18 protein-coding genes and 1 riboswitch are annotated in these 25,676 nt (G+C 32.6%); of the genes, 17 read left to right on the top strand and 1 reads right to left on the bottom strand.

Annotated features, from left to right (window positions below):
- Positions 1-280 precede the first annotated feature (280 nt).
- The 13 genes from ACYEKI_RS11430 (at position 281) to ACYEKI_RS11490 (ending at position 14,960) form a co-directional block, all read left to right on the top strand.
- Positions 281-553 (top strand): DUF2061 domain-containing protein, encoded by a 273-nt coding sequence (locus ACYEKI_RS11430; RefSeq protein WP_459211321.1) that lies wholly within the window; start codon positions 281-283, stop codon positions 551-553.
- Positions 550-1,176, top strand: a complete 627-nt coding sequence (locus tag ACYEKI_RS11435) for a phosphoadenosine phosphosulfate reductase domain-containing protein (RefSeq protein ID WP_459211322.1) — start codon at positions 550-552, stop codon at positions 1,174-1,176. The genes ACYEKI_RS11430 and ACYEKI_RS11435 overlap by 4 nt, the downstream gene beginning before the upstream one ends.
- 64 nt (positions 1,177-1,240) lie before the next feature.
- The gene (gene cysD, locus ACYEKI_RS11440; RefSeq protein ID WP_459211323.1) at positions 1,241-2,140 is read left to right on the top strand and encodes a sulfate adenylyltransferase subunit CysD; all 900 of its coding nucleotides are present in this window, start codon (positions 1,241-1,243) and stop codon (positions 2,138-2,140) included.
- Positions 2,141-2,267: 127 nt separating this feature from the next.
- Positions 2,268-3,515, top strand: coding sequence for a sulfate adenylyltransferase subunit 1 (locus tag ACYEKI_RS11445; RefSeq protein ID WP_459211324.1), 1,248 nt, complete (start codon positions 2,268-2,270; stop codon positions 3,513-3,515).
- A 95-nt stretch (positions 3,516-3,610) separates the two neighbouring features.
- Positions 3,611-5,713 carry a HEPN domain-containing protein gene (locus ACYEKI_RS11450; RefSeq protein ID WP_459211325.1) on the top strand — a complete coding sequence of 701 codons (2,103 nt, stop codon included), beginning with the start codon at positions 3,611-3,613 and terminating at the stop codon, positions 5,711-5,713.
- On the top strand, positions 5,706-6,464 hold the full coding sequence (gene cobA, locus ACYEKI_RS11455) for a uroporphyrinogen-III C-methyltransferase (RefSeq protein WP_459211326.1): 759 nt from the start codon (positions 5,706-5,708) through the stop codon (positions 6,462-6,464). Before ACYEKI_RS11450 ends, cobA begins: the two co-directional genes overlap by 8 nt.
- Positions 6,465-6,477: 13 nt before the next feature.
- Entirely contained in the window at positions 6,478-7,074 is a 597-nt protein-coding gene (locus ACYEKI_RS11460) for a precorrin-2 dehydrogenase/sirohydrochlorin ferrochelatase family protein (RefSeq protein WP_459211327.1), read from the top strand.
- 3 nt (positions 7,075-7,077) lie between these two features.
- On the top strand, positions 7,078-8,133 hold the full coding sequence (locus ACYEKI_RS11465; RefSeq protein ID WP_459211328.1) for an NAD(P)/FAD-dependent oxidoreductase: 1,056 nt from the start codon (positions 7,078-7,080) through the stop codon (positions 8,131-8,133).
- An 87-nt stretch (positions 8,134-8,220) separates the two neighbouring features.
- Positions 8,221-8,541 carry a 2Fe-2S iron-sulfur cluster-binding protein gene (locus ACYEKI_RS11470; RefSeq protein ID WP_459211329.1) on the top strand — a complete coding sequence of 107 codons (321 nt, stop codon included), beginning with the start codon at positions 8,221-8,223 and terminating at the stop codon, positions 8,539-8,541.
- Positions 8,542-8,656: 115 nt separating this feature from the next.
- Positions 8,657-8,761: riboswitch (SAM riboswitch) on the top strand.
- Between the two features lie 128 nt (positions 8,762-8,889).
- Positions 8,890-9,894, top strand: coding sequence for a homocysteine S-methyltransferase family protein (locus tag ACYEKI_RS11475; protein ID WP_459211330.1), 1,005 nt, complete (start codon positions 8,890-8,892; stop codon positions 9,892-9,894).
- Entirely contained in the window at positions 9,894-12,596 is a 2,703-nt protein-coding gene (gene metH / locus ACYEKI_RS11480) for a methionine synthase (protein ID WP_459211331.1), read from the top strand. The genes ACYEKI_RS11475 and metH overlap by 1 nt, the downstream gene beginning before the upstream one ends.
- A gap of 6 nt (positions 12,597-12,602) precedes the next feature.
- Positions 12,603-13,556 carry a methylenetetrahydrofolate reductase [NAD(P)H] gene (metF, locus tag ACYEKI_RS11485; RefSeq protein ID WP_459211332.1) on the top strand — a complete coding sequence of 318 codons (954 nt, stop codon included), beginning with the start codon at positions 12,603-12,605 and terminating at the stop codon, positions 13,554-13,556.
- Between the two features lie 81 nt (positions 13,557-13,637).
- Positions 13,638-14,960 (top strand): ArnT family glycosyltransferase, encoded by a 1,323-nt coding sequence (locus ACYEKI_RS11490; protein ID WP_459211333.1) that lies wholly within the window; start codon positions 13,638-13,640, stop codon positions 14,958-14,960.
- On the opposite strand, the gene ACYEKI_RS11495 is transcribed toward ACYEKI_RS11490, so the two are convergent.
- Positions 14,927-15,643, bottom strand: a complete 717-nt coding sequence (locus ACYEKI_RS11495) for a glycosyltransferase family 2 protein (protein ID WP_459211334.1) — start codon at positions 15,641-15,643, stop codon at positions 14,927-14,929. The two genes, ACYEKI_RS11490 and ACYEKI_RS11495, sit on opposite strands and share 34 nt — an antisense overlap.
- A 171-nt stretch (positions 15,644-15,814) precedes the next feature.
- On the opposite strand from ACYEKI_RS11495, the gene ACYEKI_RS11500 reads away from it, so the two are divergent.
- The 4 genes from ACYEKI_RS11500 (at position 15,815) to sov (ending at position 25,597) form a co-directional block, all read left to right on the top strand.
- On the top strand, positions 15,815-16,921 hold the full coding sequence (locus ACYEKI_RS11500; protein ID WP_459211335.1) for an acyloxyacyl hydrolase: 1,107 nt from the start codon (positions 15,815-15,817) through the stop codon (positions 16,919-16,921).
- Positions 16,922-16,933: 12 nt separating this feature from the next.
- A complete protein-coding gene (locus ACYEKI_RS11505; protein WP_459211336.1) occupies positions 16,934-17,686 on the top strand; it encodes a head GIN domain-containing protein in 753 nt (250 codons plus the stop codon).
- A gap of 154 nt (positions 17,687-17,840) precedes the next feature.
- Entirely contained in the window at positions 17,841-18,422 is a 582-nt protein-coding gene (gene ruvA, locus ACYEKI_RS11510; protein WP_459211337.1) for a Holliday junction branch migration protein RuvA, read from the top strand.
- A 5-nt stretch (positions 18,423-18,427) separates the two neighbouring features.
- Entirely contained in the window at positions 18,428-25,597 is a 7,170-nt protein-coding gene (gene sov, locus ACYEKI_RS11515) for a T9SS outer membrane translocon Sov/SprA (protein WP_459211338.1), read from the top strand.
- The last annotated feature ends 79 nt before the right edge of the window (positions 25,598-25,676 follow it).

A 25,676-nucleotide genomic window follows, 5' to 3' on the forward strand; every position in this document is an offset into this window, starting at 1 on the left:
TTGATAATATTTTGTGCAAAATTATGATTCTTTTTTCAATAGACATAATTGTTTCTTCTTTTTTAATAGATAATTACTAGGATTTATTTTTAATCAGTTGATTATCAGTGATGATTGTTTTTCGTCAATTTTTAAAAGTTAAAAAATGTAAAATTAAGGTTAAATAACTAATAGCCTACTTGGTTAATAGGATATTAAAGTTTACATTTGTTCAATAATCTAGTATTCCGATAGGGTAATGAGAAAATATTGCTTTTAACGAGAGAAATAGAAGAAAAAAATGATTGTACAACAGATGTTTATAGGAAATCTAGCAAAGACAAATAAAACTGATTACAAAAAGGATAAGACCTCAGAAAATCCTTTACGAAGTATAGTAAAGTCTATAAGTTGGAGAATAGTGGGGACGCTAGATACCATATTGATTGCATGGTTAGTGACAGGAGAAGTAAAAGCAGCAATATCCATAGGATCTGTAGAATTAGTAACAAAAATGGTGCTGTATTTTTTTCACGAACGTATTTGGAATACAATAAAATGGGGTAAACAATGAGACAATATACAGAAGCTGAAATAGCAGCATTAAATAAAGAATTAAAAGAGAAAACGCCTATTGAAATTGTGAAATGGGCGCTAAATAGCGCTAGTAACCCGGTAGTAACCACAAACTTCAGACCTTATGAAGCAGCGATTCTACATGCCTGTATCGAGGGAGCGAAAGAGATACCAGTACTTTGGTGTGATTCGGGATACAATACCCCGAATACATATAGGCATGCAGAAGAGGTGATACAATTGTTAGGTCTGAATGTTAAACTTTATGTACCACAACAAACAGTGGCACATAGAGATGTGGTTATGGGGCTACCGGATATTGATGATCCTAAGCATAAGGAATTCACAAGGCAAGTAAAACTTGAACCTTTTACAAGAGCGATGAAAGAACATCAACCAGATGTATGGTTTACTAATCTAAGAAAAGGACAAACAGCATTGCGAAACTCTCTTGATATATTGAGTTTGAGTAAAGATGGAGTATTAAAAGTAAGTCCGTTTTACTATTACAGTGATGAAGATTTAGATGTGTATTTAGAAAAAAATAACCTGCCAAACGAATTTAAATATTTTGATCCTACCAAAGTGTTGGGGAATCGAGAGTGTGGATTACACGTATAATAAACAAACAAAAAAGCAACAAAAAACAAAATTCATCTAGAACCAAGATGTTGATAAATAAATTATGAGTACACTATTGAGAAGTAACCCGTTAGAGAGTGAAGCGATATACATTATCAGAGAAGTGGCTGCACAGTTTGAGAGACCAGTGTTACTCTTTTCTGGAGGAAAAGATTCCATAACCTTGGTGAGGTTGGCTCAAAAAGCCTTCTATCCAGCAAAAATACCTTTTCCGTTATTGCATATAGATACAGGACATAACTTTCCAGAAACAATAGAGTTTAGAGATAAACTAGTAGAAGAATTGGGGGTAGAGTTAATTGTACGTAATGTACAAGATGCTATTGATGCAGGAAAAGTAATTGAAGAAAAGGGACGATATTCAAGTAGAAACTCACTTCAAACAACAACATTATTAGATGCACTTGAAGAATTTAAGTTTGATGCGGCTATAGGAGGTGCACGTAGAGATGAAGAAAAAGCAAGAGCCAAAGAACGTATTTTTTCTGTAAGAGATGATTTTGGACAATGGGATGAAAAAAACCAACGTCCAGAGCTTTTTGATCACCTTAACGGGAAAATTGAATTAGGTCAAAACGTAAGAGTATTTCCGATTTCAAATTGGACAGAATTAGATGTATGGAGTTATATACAGAATGAACAAATCGAAATACCATCAATATATTTTTCACATAAAAGAAAGACGTTTATTCGTGATGGAATGATATGGTCTGTTTCAGATTTTGTGTACAAAGAAGATGACGAAGAAGTAGAAGAAAGAGTAGTACGATTTAGAACTGTAGGAGACATGACCTGTACAGCTGCAGTTACATCTGAAGCACGAACAGTAGCTGAGGTTGTAAAAGAAATCAAAGCTTCTACGATTTCTGAAAGAGGTGCACGAATAGATGACAAGCGTTCTGAAGCAGCGATGGAGAAAAGAAAACAACAAGGATATTTCTAAATCAAATTCGGATATAAACAATATAAAAAATACTTATTAATAACTAGGGGTAGTTAGTTATAAGGATCCACAGTTTGCCTTTTTAGGCAAGCTGTGGTAATTAAAAGCTACCAAATGAAGCAATATCATGGAAGTATTAAAAATAGCAACAGCAGGGAGTGTAGATGACGGAAAAAGTACATTGATTGGACGTATATTATACGACACACAATCATTGACTACAGATAAATTGGAAGCTATAGAAAAAAGTAGCAAACAAAAAGGATTTGATTATTTAGACTTCTCTCTCGCTACAGATGGACTAGTAGCAGAAAGAGAACAAGGAATCACGATAGATGTAGCTCATATTTACTTTTCTACACAAAAGAAGAGTTATATCATTGCAGATACTCCTGGTCATATAGAGTATACACGAAACATGGTTACAGGAGCTTCTACCTCACAAGCATCAATTATATTAGTTGATGCACGTAATGGTGTTGTAGAACAAACAAATCGCCACTTTTTTATCAATAACCTATTAAGAGTTAAAGATGTAATTGTCGCGGTAAATAAGATGGATTTGGTTGATTTTTCTAAAGAAAAATTTGAAAGTATAAAGGCCGATTTCCAAGCATTAATAGAAAAGAGTAGCTATAAAGAACAAAATATAACATTTATTCCAGTAAGCGCTTTAAGTGGTGATAATGTAGTAGAGAAATCAGAGAAAACGCCATGGTATTCAGGTAAAACACTGTTGGAACATCTGGAAGAATTAAAAGGGCAAGATCTTTATGAAGAGGCTCAAGCAAGATTTCCAGTACAAACAGTAGTGAGACCAAAACAAGCCGAGTTTCATGATTTTAGAGGGTATGCAGGAAAGCTTTACGGAGGAGATTTAGCAGTAGGAGACGAGATTACAGTATTACCATCGCTAACAACTTCAAAAATAAAAGAAATATACTTCTTTGATCAAAAATTTGATAAAGCAGGAAGAGGTAGTTCTTGTACAATCACACTCGAAGATAATATTAATATTAGTCGAGGAGATATGATTGTAAAATCAGAAGAAAAGCCACGATTAGAAAAACAACTAACAGCAAAAGTATGCTGGATGGATAATAGAAATCTTGTGCCAGGAACAAACTATTTTGTACAAAATGGAAGCAATAGAATTTTGGCAAAAGTGAAGCAAATCCACGGTACGATAGCAACAGATTTTTCTGGAGAAGATACTTCAAAAAATACGTTAACACTTAACGAAATAGGAAAAGTACAAATACAGTTAAGTAAACCGTTAGCTTTTGATGCATATGAAAATAATAAAGCATTAGGATCATTTATATTGATTGATGCTCAGACAAATAATACTTCAGGAGTAGGCTTTATAGAATAAAATAATCAACAAAAAATAGAGGTCAAAATTAGTATACAAAAGTCATAGGTATGCCCTGTTGTGACTTCCTAATATTACCATATAAACACAACGAGATGCAAAGTTTTAGAACAGAAATTGAAAATCCGATTGTCGAGAAAGATATCATAGAATTAGCAAAAAAAATTGAGCTATTCAAAGAAGGAAAAATGGATGAAGAAAAATTCCGAAGCCTAAGATTGGCACGCGGAGTTTATGGACAAAGACAACATGGAGTACAAATGATACGCATCAAGTTGCCTTATGGAAAAGTATCCGCTACTCAATTGAATAGAATAGCAGATGTTTCAGATGAATATTCTACAGGTAGATTACATATAACAACAAGACAAGATATACAGATTCACTATGTAAGTCTAGATCGTACCCCAGAATTATGGGCAGAACTAGAAAAAAATGATGTGACACTTAGAGAAGCTTGCGGAAATACAGTGCGTAATGTTACAGCTTCTGCCATGGCGGGAGTTGATTCAGAAGAACCTTTTGATGTAAGTCCGTATGCACATGCAGTATTCCAATTCTTTTTACGTAACCCTGTATGTCAAGAAATGGGAAGAAAGTTTAAAATATCATTTTCTTCTTCAGATAAAGATACAGCCCTGTCTTATATACATGATTTAGGTTTTATACCTAAATTACAAGATGGAGTGAGAGGATTTAAAATTATGTTAGGAGGAGGATTAGGATCTCAACCTAGAAAAGCAGATGTGTTTTATGATTTTGTTGCTACAGAAAGAATCGTTCCTATAATAGAAGGAGTGTTGAGAGTATTTGATCGTTATGGAGAAAGGTCAAAACGTTTAAAAGCACGAATGAAGTTTTTGATTAAAGATATAGGGTTAGATGCTTTTAGAGAATTAGTAAACCAAGAACAAAAAGCACTTTCGTATCAAAATTATCCTCTTGACGAAGAAGCGTTACAATATGAGCAAAAGCGAATTTTATCAGATGTTGTAGCTCCAGAAGTAACAATAGAAGATCAAACCGAATTTAATAATTGGAAACGATCAAATGTGATTTCGCAAAAGCAAGAAGGATATGTAGCTATAGGAGTACGAGTTTCTTTAGGAGATTTTTATACCGATAAAGCTAGAGCTTTGGCTAACCTTATCAATGCTTATGCAGGAGATGAATTACGTTTTACTTTAAGACAAGATATTTTAATTCCGAATATAAAAGAAGAAAATATACCATTTTTCTATCATGAATTAAAAGCTTTAGGATTTACTCAAGCAGGATACAATACCACTATAGATATTACAGCATGTCCAGGAACAGATACCTGTAACTTGGGGATAGCAAGTAGTACAGGGATTTCAACAGAGTTAGAGCGAGTAATCGCTGCAGAATATCCAGAATACATTCATAATAAAGAAGTGACTATAAAAATAAGTGGATGTATGAATGCTTGTGGGCAACACAATATGGCTCATATAGGATTTCAAGGAATGTCTATACGTACCCCAGATAAGTTAGTAGCTCCAGCACTTCAAGTATTGTTAGGAGGAGGGGTTTTAGGTAATGGAGATGGTCGTTTTGCAGATAAAGTAATCAAGATACCAAGTAAAAGAGGGCCAGAAGCATTGAGAAGAATCTTGAATGATTATGAGACGCATAATGAGGAATCTGATTTCTTAGCATACTATGATAAACAAGGAGAAAAATATTTCTATAATTTACTTAAAGATTTAGCAAATGTAGAAAACCTTACCCAAGAAGATTTTATCGATTGGGGAAATAAAGAAGAATACATAAAAGCAGTTGGAGTAGGAGAATGCGCAGGAGTTGTAATTGATTTGATTGCAACACTGTTTTTAGAAAGTGAAGAGAAATTAGCAAAAGCAAAAGAAACTTTTGAGGAAGAAAGTTATGCACATGCAATATATCATGCATATAGTGCTTTTGTAAATTCGGCTAAAGCTTTACTCCTAGCAGAAAATAAAAAGACGAATACACAAGCAAGCATTATAGAACAATTTGATAGTGAGTTTGTGACATCAGAAAAAGTAAATCTAGAAGGAAAAACTTTTGGAGAGTTGATTTATCAATTGCAAAAGAATGAACCTTCAAAAGATTTTGCAGCACAATATATAGCAGATTCTAGTCAGTTTTTACAAAAAGTACAGGCGTACAGAAAGTTGGAGGTGTTAGATGTATAATAGAGGACGATTTACAGTAGTAGGTGCAGGGCCAGGAGATCCAGAATTAATAACACTCAAAGCTATGAATGCGTTAAAAGATGCAGATGTAGTATTGTATGATGCTTTGGTAAACAAAGAATTATTAGCATATGCAGCAGGAGCAGAACAAATTTATGTAGGGAAACGTAAAGGATGTTATGCTTATCAGCAAGAACAAATAAATGACTTAATTGTTAGTAGAGCACAAACTCACGGACATGTAGTGCGATTAAAAGGAGGAGATCCATTTATTTTTGGAAGAGGAGCAGAAGAAATAGATCATGCACAACGCTTTGGGATTTCTACAGCAATAGTTCCAGGAATTTCCTCCTCAATTGCAGTACCAGCATATCAAGGAATTCCGTTGACAAAAAGAGGTGTTTCAGAGAGTTTTTGGGTAATAACAGGAACAACAAAAAGTCATAAACTTTCTAATGATATTAGAGTAGCGGCAAAATCAACAGCAACTGTTGTTATTTTGATGGGAATGAGTAAGCTCAATGAAATAGTTAGTATCTTTACAGCAGAGAATAAAGAAGATATTCCCGTAGGTATTATCCAAAATGGAACAACGCGTGAAGAGAAATGTGGATTTGGGACTATTAAAACGATCTCATCGATTGTGGCAAAAAAAGAATTGTCTTCGCCAGCAATTATTGTGATAGGAGAAGTAGTGAAAAATAGATCTCGAGTAGTTTCTTTATGCAGAGAGATTAGTGAAGAAGTATGATATAAATGAAGTAATGAGAATAAAAATGGAAGAAAGAAATGATTTATATCCTATTTTCTTAAAAGTTCATAAACTTAATTTGCTCATTGTAGGTGGGGGAAACGTAGGATTAGAAAAGCTGATTTTTTTATTAAAATCAAGTCCTAATGCCAATATAGAAATGGTAGCAACCTATTTTTTGCCAGAGACAAGAAAACTAGCAGAAAAACATGGAGTAACGCTAATCCAAAAGAAATACCATAAAAGACAATTAAGAAAGAAGCATTTGGTAATAGCAGCAACAGATAGTTTTGACGTTAATCAAAAAATCTATGAAGATGCTAGAAAACGCTTTTTATTGGCTAATATTGCAGATACACCAGAGTTATGCGATTACTATATGGGAGGAATTGTAACCAAAGGAAATGTGAAAATAGCTATTTCTACTAATGGTAAATCTCCAACAATGGCAAAACGTTTACGTCAATTTTTTGAAGAGGTAATACCTGGAGATATCAATAAATTGGTGCAAAATTTAAACGAATTCAGAAAAACAATAAAAGGTGATTTTGAAGAAAAGGTAGAAACCTTAAATGAAGTTACCAAAGGATTAATAGCTAAAAATAGTTGAGACATGATAAAGACCGATATACTTATTATTGGCGCAGGACCAACAGGATTGTTTACCGTTTTTGAAGCGGGATTGTTAAAACTTAAATGTCACTTAATAGATGCATTGCCTCAACCAGGAGGACAATGTGCAGAAATATATCCAAAGAAACCTATCTATGATATTCCAGGATTTCCAGAAGTTTTAGCTGGAGATTTGGTAGATAACCTAATGGAACAAATCAAATCTTTTGAGCCTGGATTTACTTTAGGAGAAAGAGCAGATACAATAGAAAAGCAGGAAGATGGAACTTTTATAGTAACTACAAATAAAGGAACAAAACACCATGCTCCAGTAGTAGCGATTGCAGGAGGTTTAGGATCTTTTGAACCACGTAAACCACCTATTCCTAATATCGCAGATTATGAAGATAATGGAGTAGCTTATATTATACGTGATCCAGAAGTGTACAGAGATCAAAGAGTGGTAATTGCTGGAGGAGGAGATTCTGCTTTAGATTGGACAATATTCCTAGCAGATGTTGCAAGCGAAGTAACTTTGGTTCACCGTAGAAATGAGTTTAGAGGAGCGTTAGATTCTGTAGAAAAAGTAGCCGAACTTAAGAAATTAGGAAAGGTTAACCTTATTACAGAAGCTGAGGTAAAAGGACTACATGGAGAAGGAAAAATTACTGGAGTAACCATTAAACATAAAACAGAAGGAGAAATCCTTAAAGAAACAGATCATTTTATTCCGTTATTTGGTTTATCACCAAAATTAGGACCTATTGCAAATTGGGGACTAGAAATAGAAAAAAATGCTATAAAAGTAGATAATACCTTAGATTATCAAACTAATATTCCTGGGATATATGCTATAGGAGATGTAAATACATATCCAGGAAAATTAAAGTTGATTTTATGTGGATTCCACGAAGCAACTTTAATGTGTCAAAGTGCCTATAAACGTATTTTTCCAGATAAGAAATATGTGATGAAATATACAACTGTTAGTGGTATAGATGGATTTGATGGTAGTAGAAAAGAAGCACAAAAAGCAGTAGTAAAATCTATTGTTTAATACATCTTATTAAAAGTTAATTAAAGCAAAACCTTCCTCACAAATGATACAAAATCTAGTATATTTGTGAGGAATTTTAATAAAGGTATGTCGGATATTACAATAAAAATAAAAGATAGAGAAGGTGAGGTTCACGAGATTCAAGCGCCTACAGATATGGCAATGAACCTTATGGAGGTATGTAAAGCATATGAGTTGCCTGTAGAAGGAACATGTGGAGGTATGGCTATGTGTGCTTCATGTCAATGTTATATCTTATCAGATCACCAATTACCAGAAATGGGAGTAGATGAAGATATGATGTTAGCCGAAGCTTTTTATGTAGAAGACAATAGTAGATTAGGGTGTCAAATACCAATTACACCAGAATTAGATGGATTGGAGATTGAGTTAGCTCCAGAGTCATAAATAACTTAACTCAAAATAATTATTAAATATTTGCAAAACAAAAACAGAACTGTTTTATTTGTAATGCAATACAGTTATCTTATAATAAGATAATAGCTGTTCTTATACATTTTTTTTGTTATCAAGAAAGGCAGAGGGATTAGAACCGATGAAGCCTTAGCAACCCTTTAATCTATTAAAGAAGGTGCTACATTCTACCATAGACATGGATAGATAACACAAACGATAATCTTCACGATTACCTAATAAATTTCTTGATACTTCTAAAAAGCAGATTCTTAACATCTTGATGATGTAAGGATAAGATCAGTTGTGTAGTTTTTCAATTTAAAAAAGAAAAAACGATAGATGAAGGATATCAAAGAAGTTTTGAAAGAACGAATCCTAGTATTAGATGGTGCTATGGGAACCATGTTACAACGACATAAGTTTACCGAAGAGGACTTTAGAGGCGAACGCTTTAAAAACTGGTCAGTACCATTACAAGGAAACAATGATTTATTGAGTCTCACTCAACCAGAAGCAATAAGAGAAGTACATAAATTATATTTTGAAGCAGGAGCAGATATAGTAGAAACAAATACCTTTTCTGGTACAACAATAGCGATGGCAGACTATGAAATGGAGGAGTTGGTGTACGAACTTAATTATGAATCGGCTAAGATAGCCAAAGAAGTCGCTGATGAGTTTACCAAAAAAGATCCATCAAAACCGAGATTTGTTGCTGGTTCTATAGGGCCTACTAATAAGACAGCAAGTATGTCTCCCGATGTTAATAACCCTGGATTTCGTGCGATTACGTTTGACGAACTTAAGATAGCTTATAGAGAACAAGTTGAGGCATTGATAGATGGAGGAGCAGATATTCTTTTGGTCGAAACAGTATTTGATACCCTAAATGCTAAAGCAGCATTATTTGCTATTGAAGAAGTAAAGGATGAAAGAAATATTACTATACCTATCATGGTGAGTGGTACGATAACAGATGCAAGTGGGAGGACACTTTCTGGACAAACAGCCGAAGCTTTTTTGATTTCTGTGGCACATATACCTATGTTAACTGTAGGTTTTAATTGCGCATTAGGAGCAAGTCAGTTAATCCCACATTTAGAAATTCTATCACAAAAAGCTTCAATCGGAGTTTCAGCACACCCTAATGCGGGTTTACCTAATGCTTTTGGAGAGTATGACGAAACTCCAGAACAAATGGCTGAACAAATAAAAGAATATTTAGATAAAAAAATAGTCAATATTATAGGAGGATGTTGTGGTACTACACCAGAACATATAAAAGCAATAGCCCAGTTGGCATCGCAGTATGTTCCTAGAACAGTAGAAATAGCAGAAGAATAATGGAAGCAACATCAAGAAGAGTATTAAAACTATCTGGATTAGAACCTTTGGTAGTAACCGATGATCTTAATTTTATTAATGTAGGTGAACGAACTAATGTAGCTGGATCACGCAAATTCTTAAGATTAATAAAAGAAGAGAATTTTGAAGAAGCCTTATCCATAGCTAGACATCAAGTAGAAGGAGGAGCTCAAATTATCGATATTAATATGGATGATGGTTTGATTGATGGAAAAGAAGCTATGGTAAAGTTCTTAAATCTAATTGTGTCAGAACCAGATATAGCAAGAGTGCCTATAATGATCGATAGTTCTAAATGGGAGATTATCGAAGCTGGTTTACAGATAGTGCAAGGTAAATGTGTTGTAAATTCTATAAGCTTAAAAGAAGGAGAAGAAATGTTTATAAATCAAGCTAAATTAATTAAGCGATATGGAGCAGCCGTTATTGTAATGGCTTTTGATGAGGTAGGACAAGCAGATACATATGATAGACGTATAGAAATAGCAAAACGCTCATATGAAATTTTGGTAGATAAAGTAAAGTTTGCACCAGAAGACATCATTTTTGATTTAAATATTTTTCCTGTGGCAACAGGAATGGATGAACATAAACTTAATGCAATAGACTTTATAGAAGCCACGAGATGGGTACGCACCAATTTACCATATTGTAGTGTAAGTGGAGGAGTAAGTAATATTTCGTTTTCGTTTAGAGGGAATAATACGGTTAGAGAAGCAATGCATTCTGTGTTTTTATATCATGCTATAGAAGCGGGAATGAATATGGGGATAGTCAACCCTACTATGTTAGAAGTCTATGATGATATCCCTAAGGATCTTCTAGAGTATGTAGAAGATGTTGTTCTTAATCGTAGAGATGATGCTACAGAACGATTACTAGATTTTGCAGAAACGGTAAAAGGTGTTAAAAAAGAAAAAGCAGTTGATCTCTCATGGAGAAAAGAACCTTTACAAGATCGTATTACAAGAGCATTAGTTAAGGGGATAGATCAATTTATAGAAGAAGATATAGAAGAAGCTAGAGTTAGTGTTAAAAAACCTATCGAAGTTATAGAAGGACACTTAATGAGAGGGATGAATGTAGTAGGAGATTTGTTTGGATCAGGAAAGATGTTCTTACCTCAAGTAGTAAAATCAGCACGAGTAATGAAAAAAGCGGTAGCCTATTTATTACCGTTTATAGAAGAAGATAAAAAAAATGAAGTAGGAGAACAAGCGATAAGATCTGCAGGAAAAGTTTTAATGGCTACAGTAAAAGGAGATGTGCATGATATCGGAAAAAATATAGTCTCAGTAGTTTTAGGATGTAATAACTATGAGATTATAGATTTAGGAGTAATGGTACCTCCAGAAAAAATTATTGAAACAGCGATCGAAAAAGAAGTTGATGTAATTGGGTTGAGTGGATTGATTACACCGTCTTTAGACGAAATGGTATATCTAGCCAAAGAGATGGAGCGAAAAGACTTTGATATTCCATTGTTGATAGGTGGAGCAACAACATCAAAAGCACATACTGCAGTAAAAATAGATCCACAATATAAAAATGCAGTAGTTCATGTAAATGATGCTTCTAGGGCAGTAACTGTTGTAGGAGATTTATTGAATAAGAGAACGAAACAAAACTATATTGGAAACCTAAAATCAGATTACGAAAAGTTTAGAGAAAGTTTTTTAAGCAGAACAAAGAAAAAAGAATACTTGACTATAGCCGAATCTAGAAAGAATAAATATCAATTAGATTGGGATAATACTATAATAACAACACCTAAAGAATTAGGGAAGAAAGTGATAAAACAGCAATCTATAGAAGAGCTTATTGACTATATAGACTGGACTCCATTCTTTAGGTCATGGGATTTACATGGTAAATTTCCAGATATCTTAAAAGATGAAGTGGTGGGCGAAGAAGCATGTATTTTATATAAAGATGCATTAGAATTGCTTCAAAAGATTAAAGATGAGAAATGGTTTGAAGCAAAAGCTGTATTTGGGATTTATCCTGCAAATACAATAAATACAGATGATATAGCAGTATATAAAGATGAAACACGAACAGATGTTGAGGTTACCTTTAGGACATTGCGACAACAATTGAAGAAATATAAAGGAAAACCCAATATAGCTTTGGCTGATTTTATAGCACCAGAAACTTCGTCGAAAGCAGATTATATAGGGGCTTTTTGTGTGACTACAGGTTTTGGGGTACAAGAAAAAGCACTCGCTTTTGAGGCAGAAAATGATGATTATAATGCTATTATGGTCAAAGCATTGGCAGATCGTTTGGCTGAAGCTTTTGCAGAGTATTTACATCAAAAAATAAGAAAAGAAGAATGGGGATATGCAAAAGAAGAAAAATTGACAAATGAAGAATTGATAAAAGAATCCTATAAAGGAATTCGACCAGCGCCAGGATATCCTGCTTGCCCAGATCATTTAGAGAAAAAAACTATTTGGAAATTACTTAATGTAGAAGAAGAAATAGGCGTGACGTTAACAGATAGTTTAGCTATGTGGCCAGCAGCATCTGTATCGGGATATTATTTTGGAAATCCAGAGGCTAAATATTTTGGATTAGGAAAAATAAAAGAAGATCAAGTAGAAGATTTCGCAATACGTAAAGGCATAACGTTAGATAGTGCCCAAAAATGGTTAAATCCTAATATAATAGAAGGGTAATATAGCATGAAAGTAACAGAACATATACAAAAAGCCAAAGGAAAAACACTCTTCTCATTTGAGTTAATTCCGCCTAGAAAAGGAAAGAGTATACAAGAACTATATGATAATATTGATCCTTTAATGGAATTTAATCCACCATTTATTGATGTTACTACATCGAGAGAAGAATTTATTTATATTGATAGAGAAGGATTACTTGATAAAAAATTAACTCGTATGAGGCCAGGTACAGTAGGTATTTGTGCTTCGATAAAACATAAATATAATGTAGATACAATACCTCATGTTTTATGCGGAGGATTTACCAAAGAAGAAACAGAGTACTTATTGGTCGACTGTCATTATTTAGGAATAGATAATGTAATGGCGCTACGAGGAGATGCGATGAAAGAAGAACAATATTTTACGCCTAGTAAAGGAGGACATCAATACGCTAATCAATTGGTTGAACAAATTGTAGCAATGAACAAAGGAAAATTTCTACATGAAGTAATAGAAACCGATAATAATTCTGATTTTTGTGTAGGGGTCGCTGCTTATCCAGAAAAGCATATAGAAGCACCTTCGTTTGATGCTGACTTAAGACGACTAAAAGAGAAAGTAGATGCAGGAGCAGACTATATAGTGACACAAATGTTTTTTGATAATCAAAAATATTTCGATTTTGTAGATCGAGCAAGAGCAGTAGGTATCAATGTACCCATCATACCAGGAATAAAACCTGTAGCAGTAAAAAGACATTTACAATTATTACCTCAGGTGTTTAAACTAGATATGCCAGACGAATTAGTAAAAGCAGTTGAGGCTTGTAAAAATAACGCACAGGTAAGAGAAGTAGGAATTGAATTTGCAATACAACAATCCAAAGAATTAATGAAGAAAGGAGTTCCTGTATTACATTATTATTCTATGGGAAAATCTGATAATATCAAAAAAATAGCAGCGCAGGTGTTTTAAGTTATTTAAGAAATATTCTTTTGAATACTGATCTTATTTTATGTATACTTGAATGGTTTCTTTGATAAAAGAACAATAATTATGAAAGATGTATTCAAGAAAAAAGAAATATTTTTTTTAATCATTATTCACAGTGTATTCTTTTTAATAACACTATATAATGGCAACTATTTTTTAGATGATTCTTATGAGTATTTTATAGAAGCAAAAAATATAATTAGTGATTTTGAATTTTATTGTAATGATTTAACACAAGCAATAGATAACCGATATTATACAAAACGACCACCATTATATTCATTGTTTATTATACTAACATCTTTATTCTTAAAATGGAAGGTAGGGATATTATTAGTACAAAATATAGTATCAATAGTTAGTATTTTATTGGTGATTAAAATAGTGAGAGAATTAGGATATACATTGAATAATAAAATATTCTTGTTCTTTATTACATTAGGGATTAGTCAGTTTATTTATGCTAATTTATTGATGAGTGAAATACTTTTTCAATTTTTGATTATAGTATTATGTTACCAGTTTATAAAACTATTAAAAATAAAAAGTTGGAAAGAAATAGTGATATTTCAACTAGTAATAGTTTTATTATTCTATACAAAACCAGTTTTTTATCTTTTTGTGATACCTAACTTAATAGGGAGCTTTTTCTTGATAAAGAAAATAAAGATGCTTTGGATTGGAGCTTTGATACCTGTAATGGCTTTAACAGGTTTTTCATATTGGAATTATCAAAGAACAGGAAGTTATGAGATTTCTAGTATTCAAAATATCAATCTTAAAGATTATAATCTAAAATACTTTCATATTAATAAATATGGAGAAGAGTATGCTCTACAAGTGAATGATGAGATTACAACAACAATTAAAGAGATAAAAGATTATAAAGAAAGAGAAGCAAAAACAAAAACATTAGTAATATCATATTTAAAACAAGATTTTATTTCATATGTATATTTTCATTTAAAAGGTAGTGTGCGTATGTTTTTGGATCCCGGTAGATTTGATATGTATAACTTCTTTACAAAAGAGAAATCAAATGCGGTAGGTTTTTTGAGTATTTTAAATAAAGGAAGTATACAAGAATTAATTAAATATATAAAAACACAACCAATAATAATTGTTATAATGATACCATTGTTATTGTTAATTAATGGTATAAAATTATTTGGCTTTTGTTTTTTCTTGATTAAAAATATTAAGAAAATAACGTTACCAGTAGGGTTTGTGTTGTTTATAATATGTTATATAATAGGAATAACAGGACCTCTAGGAGCATCGAGATTTATGGTTCCTATATTACCTTTGTATACAGTAGTCGCAGTATTAGGATTAGAAGTATTTATGAAAACTTATTTAAAGAAATTGTATTTAAAAATGCAATAGATAGCATGTACTCCATCTTTCCAATTTATCTTTTTTCCTTCTTCATAAGTTCTTCCATAATAAGAAATACCTACTTCATAAATTCTTATTTTAGGGATTTTTGCAATTTTTGCAGTTACTTCTGGTTCAAAACCAAAACGTTTTTCTTTAAGATGAATAGATTTTAATATAGAAGCATCAAATAATTTATAGCATGTTTCCATATCTGTTAAGTTTAGATTAGAAAACATATTTGATAAAAAGGTTAAAAACTTATTACCTATAGTATGCCAGAAAAAAAGAATTCGGTGGGGATTCTTTCCCATGAATCTCGAACCGTAAACGACATCTGCATGACCGTTAAGAATAGGATTTAATAAATCATTATATTCATGTGGATCATATTCTAAGTCAGCATCTTGAATGATGATATAATCTCCAGTAGCATTTTGAATGGCTGTATGTAATGCAGCGCCCTTTCCTTTATTAACAGGATGTTTAAAATACTTTAGATCAAAACTTAAATTCTTTTCCTTTTGATAAGAGCGGATTTTTTCTTCGGTATTATCTGTAGAACAATCATTAACGATAATGATTTCTTTTTTAAGATCACGCTGTAGTATCACAGCATCTATCTTATCTAAAATATGGTGAATAGTAAATTCTTCGTTATATACGGGGATAGCAATAGATAATGTTTTCATTATAGGGCAAGAAAATAATAGGTACAATTATACAAAAAGATACTATATATCTATAGGTGTGAATAGAATTTATAAATAAAATTCACGTTCAAAAACAACGAATAAAAAAAATGAAAGTAAACTTTAGTTATTGAAGTTTAATAACCTGAAAAATACTGTACTTTTGCGGCTATGAAAAAACGAATTAGTGTAGTACTGTTAGTATTAATAAATGTTATATTATATGCTCAAGAAGAGTCGGATAAACGATATTCTTTTGACGTAAACAACTTTTATGGAACAGTGTTGAAACACAATCCAGATATCTCACATTTAATTACAGGACATCCATCAGGAGTTATTATTTCTGTTAATAAAAAGACTTTTGGTAAAAAAGAATGGGAACGTTTGTATAACTATCCAGAATATGGAGTTTCATTTCTATATCAAGAGATGGATAACGGGATTTTGGGAGAACATTACGGACTTTATGGGCATTATAGTTTTTATTTCTTGAAAAGAAATTTAATGTTTAGAATAGGAACTGGGATTTCATATAATACAAATCCTTATGACGAAGATGACAACTTTAGAAACGTAGCCTATGGTTCACATTTGTTAAGTGGTACTTTCTTAATGCTTAATTACAAAAAAGAAAATATTATAGGAGGACTAGGATTACAGGCTGGAATAAGTTTGGTTCATTATTCTAATGGAAATAGTAAATCTCCTAATACAAGTACCAATACTATGGCAGTTAACGTTGGAGTGAATTATCAATTAAATCCTAATAAAAATGATCCAGAATATATCACAAAAGAAGAAGGCCTAGTTAAAGCAAAAGAACCTTTTGGTTTTGGATTATATTTAAGAAGTGGTGTTAATCAAAATGGATTGATAGGATCTGGACAATATCCCTTTTTAACAGTAGGAGCTTTTGTAGATAAGAGGCTAAACAAAAAAAGTGCATTGCAATTAGGAACAGAATTGTTCTTGTCGAGAGCGCTTGAGCGATATATTGATTATCGAGCTGTAGGAGGATTTAATGATGGGACAACAGGAGACGAAGATGCAAAAAGAGTAGGAGTTTATGTTGGGCATGAATTGCGTATCAATAAAGTTGCAATTATTGTTCAGGTTGGAATGTATGTATATTATCCATATGATTTTGAAGGCAGATTGTATGACCGATTAGGATTACAATACTATTTTAATAAAAACATATTTGGAGGCATATCTGTTAAAGCACATGCAGCCAAAGCAGAAAATGCAGAGTTTACTTTAGGGTATAGATTTTAAAAAAATAAAGAGGTGAAACTAATAAAAATATTTACATATATATGTATAGGAATTCTTGCAGGATGTGATTCTGTAGATAGTCCTGATTGTTTTCAACGAACAGGAGATTTGATAACCAAAGAAGTTGAAGTAACAGCTTTCGAAAAAATCTTGGTGAATCCTAATGTAGAAATGATACTTAAAGAAGGAGAAAATTTTGAAGTAACAATAGAAACAGGTGAAAATTTAATTGATGAGGTTACAGCAGAAGTTGTAGATGAAAGGTTGATTTTAACAGATACAAACGAATGTAATTTTGTAAGAAGTTTTAACCAAACAAAGATATATGTTACAGCGCCAAATATTAACGAAATAAGAAGTGCAACACAATTTGATATTAGATCAAATGGAGTTTTAACATATCCATCACTAAGGCTGTTATCTGAAGATTTTGGAGAAAGTACAGGATCAACTAATGGAACCTTTCATTTAGCAATTGATAATGAACAGTTACAAGTTGTAGGAAATAATATAACTTCCTTTTTCTTAACAGGAGAAACTGAAAAGTTAAAAGTAACATTGGCCTCAGGGCCAGGACGATTTGAAAGTGGGGAGCTAATAGCAAAAGAAGTTACTGTAACACATAGAGGATCGAATAAAATAATAGTAAATCCTCAAGAAATATTAAGAGGAGAATTGCGTAGTACAGGAGATTTGATAGTGGTTAATCGTCCAGAAACAGTTGAGGTGACGCGCTTTTTTACAGGACAATTGATTTTTTTATAACATTAAGATAATTTTTGATAAAGGGATTATACAGTTTATAGATAAAATCCCAAAAAACTGAAAATACACTAGCTAGATAATTAGGATAGTATAAAAATAAACAGTTTTCAATAATAATTTTCTTACATTTGGATGCTTAAGATCAAGCGACTAGATGATTACATTTATAAAAGGAAAACTCGTAGAAAAAAATCCTACCGAAGTAGTGATAGACTGCAATGGGATAGGATATTTCGTGCACATATCATTGCACACATATTCGTTAATTCCAGATCAAGAAGCAATACAATTATATACACACCTACAAGTCAAAGAAGACTCTCATACACTTTTTGGTTTTGTAGAAAAGTCAGAAAGAGATATATTTAGGCTTTTAATTTCTGTTTCAGGAGTTGGTGCTAGTACAGCGAGAACGATGCTATCCTCATTACAACCTACCCAAATCAAAGAAGCCATAGCATCAAATGACGTAGCAACTATACAGTCTGTAAAAGGTATTGGTGCAAAAACAGCACAACGAGTCATACTAGATCTTAAGGATAAAATTCTTAAAATTTATGATATTGATGAAGTTTCTGTTGTCCAAAGCAATACGAATAAGGATGAAGCGTTATCAGCTTTAGAGACCTTAGGATTTAACAGGAAGTTAGCAGAAAAAGTAGTAGACAAAATACTAAGAGAGACACCTGCAGAAACCGTTGAGAATATTATAAAATTAGCCTTAAAAAAATTATAGAAGCATTGAGTACGTCAAATTATCTACGTTATAATTTTATCAAAAAACTAGTATGCGTTTTAATTTTGTGTTTCAGCTTTAATGCGATAGCACAAGAAACCAAAACGGTTAGAGATTCAACCAGTACAACACATTCATTAGGAGAGATTAAATTACCTGACCCTAATAGTATTGTGACCAAATATGAATATGACCCTATTACCAATCGTTATATTTATAGAGAAACTCTAGGTAAATTTGATATCTCATATCCACTATTTCTTACGCCAAAAGAATTTGAGCGTATGGTAGAATTAGAGGAAAGAAAAAATTACTTTAAAGAAAAGATTGAAGCATTTAGTGGTAAAAAGGATGGAAGTGAAGAAAAACGAAAGAATATCTTACCAATACTTTATGTAAACTCTCAGTTTTTTGAATCTATTTTTGGAGGTAACGAAATTGAAGTTACGCCTCAAGGATCTGTAGAGATGGATTTAGGAATGTTATTTACTAAACAAGACAATCCAGCATTCTCACCACAAAACAGAAGCAACTTTACATTTGATTTTGATCAACGTATCAGTTTAAGTTTATTAGGTAAAGTAGGAAAACGTCTTCAGGTAACTGCAAACTACGATACAGAATCTACTTTTGATTTTCAAAATCAAGTAAAATTAGAATACACACCTACAGAAGATGATATTATAAGAAGTATAGAAGTAGGTAATGTAAGTATGCCGTTAAACAGTTCTTTGATACAAGGAGCGCAAAGTTTATTTGGAGTAAAAATGGGCTTACAATTTGGAAAAACAACAATTACAGGGGTTTTCTCAGAGCAAAGATCCGAAACACGATCAGTAAATATCCAAGGAGGAGGAACAATAGAAGACTTTGAATTATTCGCTTTGGATTATGACGAAGATAGACACTTTTTCTTAGCACATTATTTTAGGGATAATTACGATAGAACATTACAAAATTATCCATTCATCAATAGTGATATTCAGATTACAAGGCTAGAAGTTTGGGTAACCAATAGATCAAATAATGCGCAATCTATTAGTAATGCACGTAATATTGTAGCATTACAAGACTTAGGAGAAGCTAATGTAGCAGGAAACATAGGACTTTCTGTAACTCCAGGCTTTTTTACCTCTAATGGTAACCAGGGATTACCAAGTAATGATAATAACCATTTAAATCCATTAGAATTAGGACAAGGAGCAAATGTTTTAAGAGAAAGTATAAGACAAATATCAACAGTAGCTAATGGTTTTGTTACAGGAACTTCTATAACAGGGCAAATAAATGAAGGAACAGATTATTCTGTGATAGAAAATGCACGTCAACTTAGAGAGAATGAATATACCTTAAATAAACAGCTAGGATATATCTCGTTAAATCAGAGGTTGAGTAATGATGAGGTATTAGCAGTAGCGTTTCAATATACTAAAGGTGGACAGGTATTTCAAGTAGGGGAATTTGCTAATGGAGGTGTTGATGCAACGGTAGGAGATGATGGAACGAATACAGGAGGAGGAACAGATCCTAATAATCCGCCAGTAGGTTCAAGTCAAAACTTGGTGGTAAAAATGTTAAAGAGTTCTATTACCAGTGTAACAGAACCAAGATGGGATTTAATGATGAAGAATATATATAATCTTGGAGCGTATCGATTAGAGCGTGATGGATTTATATTTAATATCTTATATACAAGTCCTTCACCAGTAAACTTTATCTCTGGAGTAGAAGGAGGTGATCCTTTGCCAGATGATGTAGAGCAAACAACATTATTAAAAGTATTCAATATGGATAAATTGAATACTAATAATGACCCAGTTGTAGGGGGAGATGGATTCTTTGATTATGTACCAGGATTGACAGTTGATACAGAAAACGGACGTATTATTTTTACAACAATAGAGCCTTTTGGAGAACACTTATTTAATAAGTTAGATACCAATAATGCGACATATGAAATGCCTACTACATATAATGCAAATCAGACGCAATATGTATTTAGAGAAATGTATACCACTACAAAAGTGGCAGCAGGTCAAGAAGGAGCATCAAAGAATTACTTTCAGTTAAAGGGTAGATATAAATCATCTGGACAAGACGGAATTCCTATTGGAGCATTTAATGTTCCGCAAGGATCAGTAACTGTAACAGCAGGAGGTCGTACGCTACAAGAAGGAGTAGATTACACAGTAAATTATCAGTTAGGTCGAGTTAATATTTTGGATGAAGCATTATTAGCATCAAATACACCAATACAAGTATCGACAGAGAATAATGCAGTATTTGGACAACAAACCAAGCGTTACTCAGGACTTAATGTAGAGCATAAATTTAATGATGACTTTATTATAGGAGGAACTTTTGTAAACTTAAGTGAAAGGCCCATAACGCAAAAATCAAATTTTGGATACGAACCTATTAATAATACAATTTTAGGGTTTAATGGAACGTATTCTACAGAAGTACCTTTCTTAACACGATTAGTAAATAAATTACCTAATATTGATACAGATGTACCGTCTAGAGTATCGGTAAGAGCAGAGGTTGCTAAGCTATTTGTAGGAGCACCAAAAGGAGCTGACTTTGATGGTAAAGTAACAAGTTATATTGATGATTTTGAAGGAGCTCAAACAGCTATCGATATTAGTTCTCCATTGTCGTGGGAATTATCGAGTGTTCCTGTAGGATTTGGAGCAAATCAACAAGGTGTAGCAAGTGGATATCAGAGGGCAAAATTATCATGGTATTCAATTGACCCGGTTTTTTATAGTAGGCAAAGACCTTCAGGAGTTTCAGATGAAGATTTGTCAAGCTTTGCGACACGTAGAGTATTCAATGATGAGATCTTTCCAGAAACTACTTTAGCACAAGGACAGACTAGAGCGATTTTTACATTAGATTTAAATTATGATCCTACAGCTAGAGGAGAATATAACTATAGTGAGGATGCAGAAGATGGAGTTTTGACTACTCCTAGAGAGAAATTTGGAGGAATTACAAGACAACTAACTTCAACTAACTTTGAGCAATCAAATGTTGAGTTTATAGAGTTTTGGGTAATGGATCCATTTATTTATGATCCTACAAACACAGGAGGAAAATTAGTTTTTAACTTAGGTAATATTAGTGAAGATGTCTTAAAAGATGGTCGTAAACAATACGAAAATGGATTACCAGAAATGGGAGGTCAGCCTTTACCAGCCTTAGACGCGAATAATACTTACGGTGCTAGAGTACCTTCAAATCAATCCTTAATTTATGCTTTTGATACCGAAGGAGAAGCAAGAGTAAATCAGGATACTGGATATGATGGATTAAATGATGATGATGAAAGAAGACGGTTTCCAGAATTTAGTACATTAGATGATCCCGCTGGAGATAACTATACTTTTTACCTACAAGGAGATGGAGGGATTCTAGAGCGTTATAGAAATTATAATGGGACACAAGGAAATTCACCAACATCTGTAGGAAATACAGATAGAGGTAACACTACATTACCTACTGTAGAAGATGTGAACAGGGATAATACCATGAATACTATTAATAGTTACCATGAGTATGAAATCGAGTTAAGACCTCAAATGTCACCAGATAATAACCCATATATTAGTGATGTTAGAGACATCACAACTGAGTTAGCAAACGGACAACAATTAAATACAAGATGGGTACGATTTAAAGTACCTATTTATGAACCTACAGGAGGACAAGGAGGAATTGACCCTACAGACTTTAGGTCTATACGTTTTATTCGTATGTTCATGACTGATTTTAGTCAACCTACCTTATTACGTTTTGGTACATTAGATCTAGTTAGGGGAGATTATAGAAGATATATTCAAACAGGAGACCGTACAGAAGGTATCAATGTAAATCCTAATGCTGGAGAATTTTTAGTGTCAGCAGTAAGTACAGAAGAAACTGTAGGTTATGTGTCACCTCCTGGAGTAAGAAGAGAAGAACTAATTAATAATAATACAACAATTCAAGATGACGAAAAATCATTATCATTAACAGTAGATAATATTGATGGAGGAGATGCAAGAGCGGTATATAAAAACTTTAATGTGGATATGCGTCAATATGAAAATCTTGAAATGTTTATTCATGCAGAACCGTATTTAAATGACCCAGTAAATGATGATGAGTTGGTAGCATTTATTCGTATGGGTAATGATTTTACAGATAACTTCTATCAAATAGAGATACCCTTACAAGTGCAAAGTACTCAATCTACTAATCCAGACGATGTATGGCCAGAAGCAAATAGAGTAAATCTTAAATTAGAACTGCTTCAAAAGATTAAATCTAAAGTTCTAGGGGATGATAGTTTAAATCCACTTGAATTAGAATTTTTTGACGAAAACGGAGATAATGTATCAGTCAATACTCAGGCTCGTCGTATAGGAATAAAAGGTAATCCTAATTATGGGAATATTCGAGTGATGATGTTAGGGGTTAAGAATACCGCTACAGGACAAAGATCAGGGACGGTTTGGTTTAATGAATTACGTATGAGTGATCTTAAAAATGGAGGTGGATGGGCAGCTACCGGAGCTTTAGATGCAAATCTAGCTGATTTTGCAACAGTAAGTGCCTCTGGACGTATTACCACAATAGGTTTTGGAGGAATAGAACAGGGGCCTAGTGAGCGTAGTCAAGAAGATTTACAAGAATACGATCTTACAACAAACCTTAATTTAGGACAACTATTACCAAAAAAATGGGGAATTCAGATACCATTTAATTATAGTCGTGGAGAAAAATTGATCACACCACAATACGATCCAGAATTTTTGGATATCGAATTGCAAGATCGATTAGATCAAGAAACAGATCCAGAACGTAAAGAACAAGTGCGTAAACAATCTGTAGATTATACAAGAAGACAGAGTTTTAATTTGATTGGATTACGTAAAGAACGTACAGGTGATAGTAAGCCACAGCCATATGATGTAGAAAATTTTTCTTTTTCAACAACATATAATCAAACAGATCACCATGATTTCGAAATTGAAAATTCGGTAGATCAAACAGTAAGAGTTGGAGGTACATATGACTTTAGTTTCCAGCCAGCTCCGATCGAACCTTTCAAAAAAGTTAAATTCTTTGATAAGAGTAAATATTTTGATGCTATAAAAGATTTTAATGTTAATCTATTACCAACTAGTGTAAATGTAAGTTCTAATATAAATAGACAGTATAACGAGCAGGTATTTAGAGATATCACATTAGAGCCAGGAAGTATTGGATTAGATCCTTTATATCAACGCAATTTCTTATTTGATTGGCAATATGGTTTAACTTATAATTTGACTAAATCATTAAACTTTACATATACAACTACAAGTAATAGAGTCGTAAAGAATTTTATAGACGAAAATAATGTTGTAGATAATAGTGTAGGAGTATGGACAGGTTTCTTTGATGTAGGAGATGCTAACTTATTAGATCAAAAACTACAATTAAATTATGAGATTCCGTTTAATAAGATTCCAGTACTTAAGTTCTTAAGAAGTACCTATTCTTATACATCTAACTTTCAATGGCAAAAAGGTAGTGAAACATTAAGTAATATTACCGACGAAAATGGAGTGTCTTTTGATTTAGGAAATACAGTTCAAAATTCTAATACGCATAGTCTGAACGGATCTATGGATATGAATGCGTTATACAAATACGTAGGATTAACTAAGAAGCGAACAAATTTCAAGAAGAAAAAGAAGAAGAAAGATGCAAAAGGAGAAGAGAAAAAGGGAAAGGTTGCTTCAAAAACAAGAACACAAAGAACAAGAACTTCAGGTAGAAATAAAAAACTGAATTTTGTTACCAAGGCATATAATACTATGGTAGGCTTAGTTACAGCTGTTAAAAAAGTAAATGTTAATTATCAAGAAAATAATGGGACGTTCTTACCAGGATATTTACGTGATCCAGGATTTGCAGGAACGCTTAAACCTACGGCAGGATTTACTTTTGGTAGTCAAGCAGATGTAAGACACTTAGCAGCGAGAAATGGATGGTTAACAATTTATCCTGAGTTTAACCAGCAATTCTCACAAGTAACAGGAGATCAATTAAATATTCAAGCCTCAATAGGGTTGTTGAAAGATTTAAAGATTGATTTGAGTGCAACCAGAAATACTTCAGAAACTACCAACGAAAACTTTAATGTAATTGATGGAGAATACAATTCGTTAATCACAAATACATTAGGGAATTTTAAAATATCAACAGTATTGATAAAAACTGCTTTCTCTAAAAGTGATGCAACAAACTCGGCAACTTTTGATAAGTTTAGAGAAAATCGTTTAATTATAGCTAGACGTCTGGCGGCAGAAAGAGGAGTTACGACAGATAGTGATGGAGATGGTTATCCAGATGGATATGGAAGAACAAATCAAGCAGTATTGTTACCAGCATTTTTATCTGCATATACAGGAACAGATGCAAATAAAGTAAGTACAGGAGCATTTAGAGATGTACCGATCCCTAATTGGGATGTAAAGTACACAGGATTGATGAAATTAAAATGGTTTAAAAAACGATTTAAACGTTTTTCTCTTGCACATGGATATAGATCAACGTATACGATAAACCAATATCAAACAAATCTTGATTTTGATGAAAATGATGTCGATGCATTAGATCAAGGAGATAATTTTAAAAATAGATTATTGTTTTCTAATGTAAACTTAATCGAACAGTTTAGTCCATTGATGAAGATCGATTTTGAAATGAAGAATTCGGTTAAGATTTTGGCAGAATGGAAAAAAGATAGAGCATTATCCTTAAGTTTTGATAATAACTTATTGACAGAAATTGCAGGAAATGAATATATATTGGGATTAGGATATAGAGTAAAAGATTTACGAATCCCAATGCGTATAGGAGGCAAAAAACAAATACTTAAAAGTGATCTTAATTTTAGAGCAGATTTCTCTTTAAGACAAAACGAAACAGTAATTAGATACTTAGATGTTGATAACTCTGAAGTAACAGCAGGACAAGATATATTTGGTTTTAAATTTACGACAGATTATGCACTAAATAAGAATCTTACGGCCTTATTCTTTTATGACCATACATTCTCGCAATATTCAATTTCTACAGCGTTTCCACAGACAACAATTAGAGCAGGTTTTACACTGCGATATAACTTTGGAAATTAACAGTTGTATAACTTGACCATTATTGCGGAAATTATATATTTGTGAAGCTAAATAATAAGAACTTATAAAAAGAAAAATA

The organism is Aquimarina rhabdastrellae (assembly GCA_947387485.1).
Classification (GTDB): Bacteria; Bacteroidota; Bacteroidia; order Flavobacteriales; family Flavobacteriaceae; genus Aquimarina.

Coding starts and splice junctions, on each gene's coding strand:
- ACYEKI_RS11430 (WP_459211321.1), top strand. CDS start 281: ATGATTGTACAACAGATGTTTATAGGAAATCTAGCAAAGACAAATAAA.
- ACYEKI_RS11435 (WP_459211322.1), top strand. CDS start 550: ATGAGACAATATACAGAAGCTGAAATAGCAGCATTAAATAAAGAATTA.
- cysD (WP_459211323.1), top strand. CDS start 1,241: ATGAGTACACTATTGAGAAGTAACCCGTTAGAGAGTGAAGCGATATAC.
- ACYEKI_RS11445 (WP_459211324.1), top strand. CDS start 2,268: ATGGAAGTATTAAAAATAGCAACAGCAGGGAGTGTAGATGACGGAAAA.
- ACYEKI_RS11450 (WP_459211325.1), top strand. CDS start 3,611: ATGCAAAGTTTTAGAACAGAAATTGAAAATCCGATTGTCGAGAAAGAT.
- cobA (WP_459211326.1), top strand. CDS start 5,706: ATGTATAATAGAGGACGATTTACAGTAGTAGGTGCAGGGCCAGGAGAT.
- ACYEKI_RS11460 (WP_459211327.1), top strand. CDS start 6,478: ATGAGAATAAAAATGGAAGAAAGAAATGATTTATATCCTATTTTCTTA.
- ACYEKI_RS11465 (WP_459211328.1), top strand. CDS start 7,078: ATGATAAAGACCGATATACTTATTATTGGCGCAGGACCAACAGGATTG.
- ACYEKI_RS11470 (WP_459211329.1), top strand. CDS start 8,221: ATGTCGGATATTACAATAAAAATAAAAGATAGAGAAGGTGAGGTTCAC.
- ACYEKI_RS11475 (WP_459211330.1), top strand. CDS start 8,890: ATGAAGGATATCAAAGAAGTTTTGAAAGAACGAATCCTAGTATTAGAT.
- metH (WP_459211331.1), top strand. CDS start 9,894: ATGGAAGCAACATCAAGAAGAGTATTAAAACTATCTGGATTAGAACCT.
- metF (WP_459211332.1), top strand. CDS start 12,603: ATGAAAGTAACAGAACATATACAAAAAGCCAAAGGAAAAACACTCTTC.
- ACYEKI_RS11490 (WP_459211333.1), top strand. CDS start 13,638: ATGAAAGATGTATTCAAGAAAAAAGAAATATTTTTTTTAATCATTATT.
- ACYEKI_RS11495 (WP_459211334.1), bottom strand. CDS start 15,643: ATGAAAACATTATCTATTGCTATCCCCGTATATAACGAAGAATTTACT.
- ACYEKI_RS11500 (WP_459211335.1), top strand. CDS start 15,815: ATGAAAAAACGAATTAGTGTAGTACTGTTAGTATTAATAAATGTTATA.
- ruvA (WP_459211337.1), top strand. CDS start 17,841: ATGATTACATTTATAAAAGGAAAACTCGTAGAAAAAAATCCTACCGAA.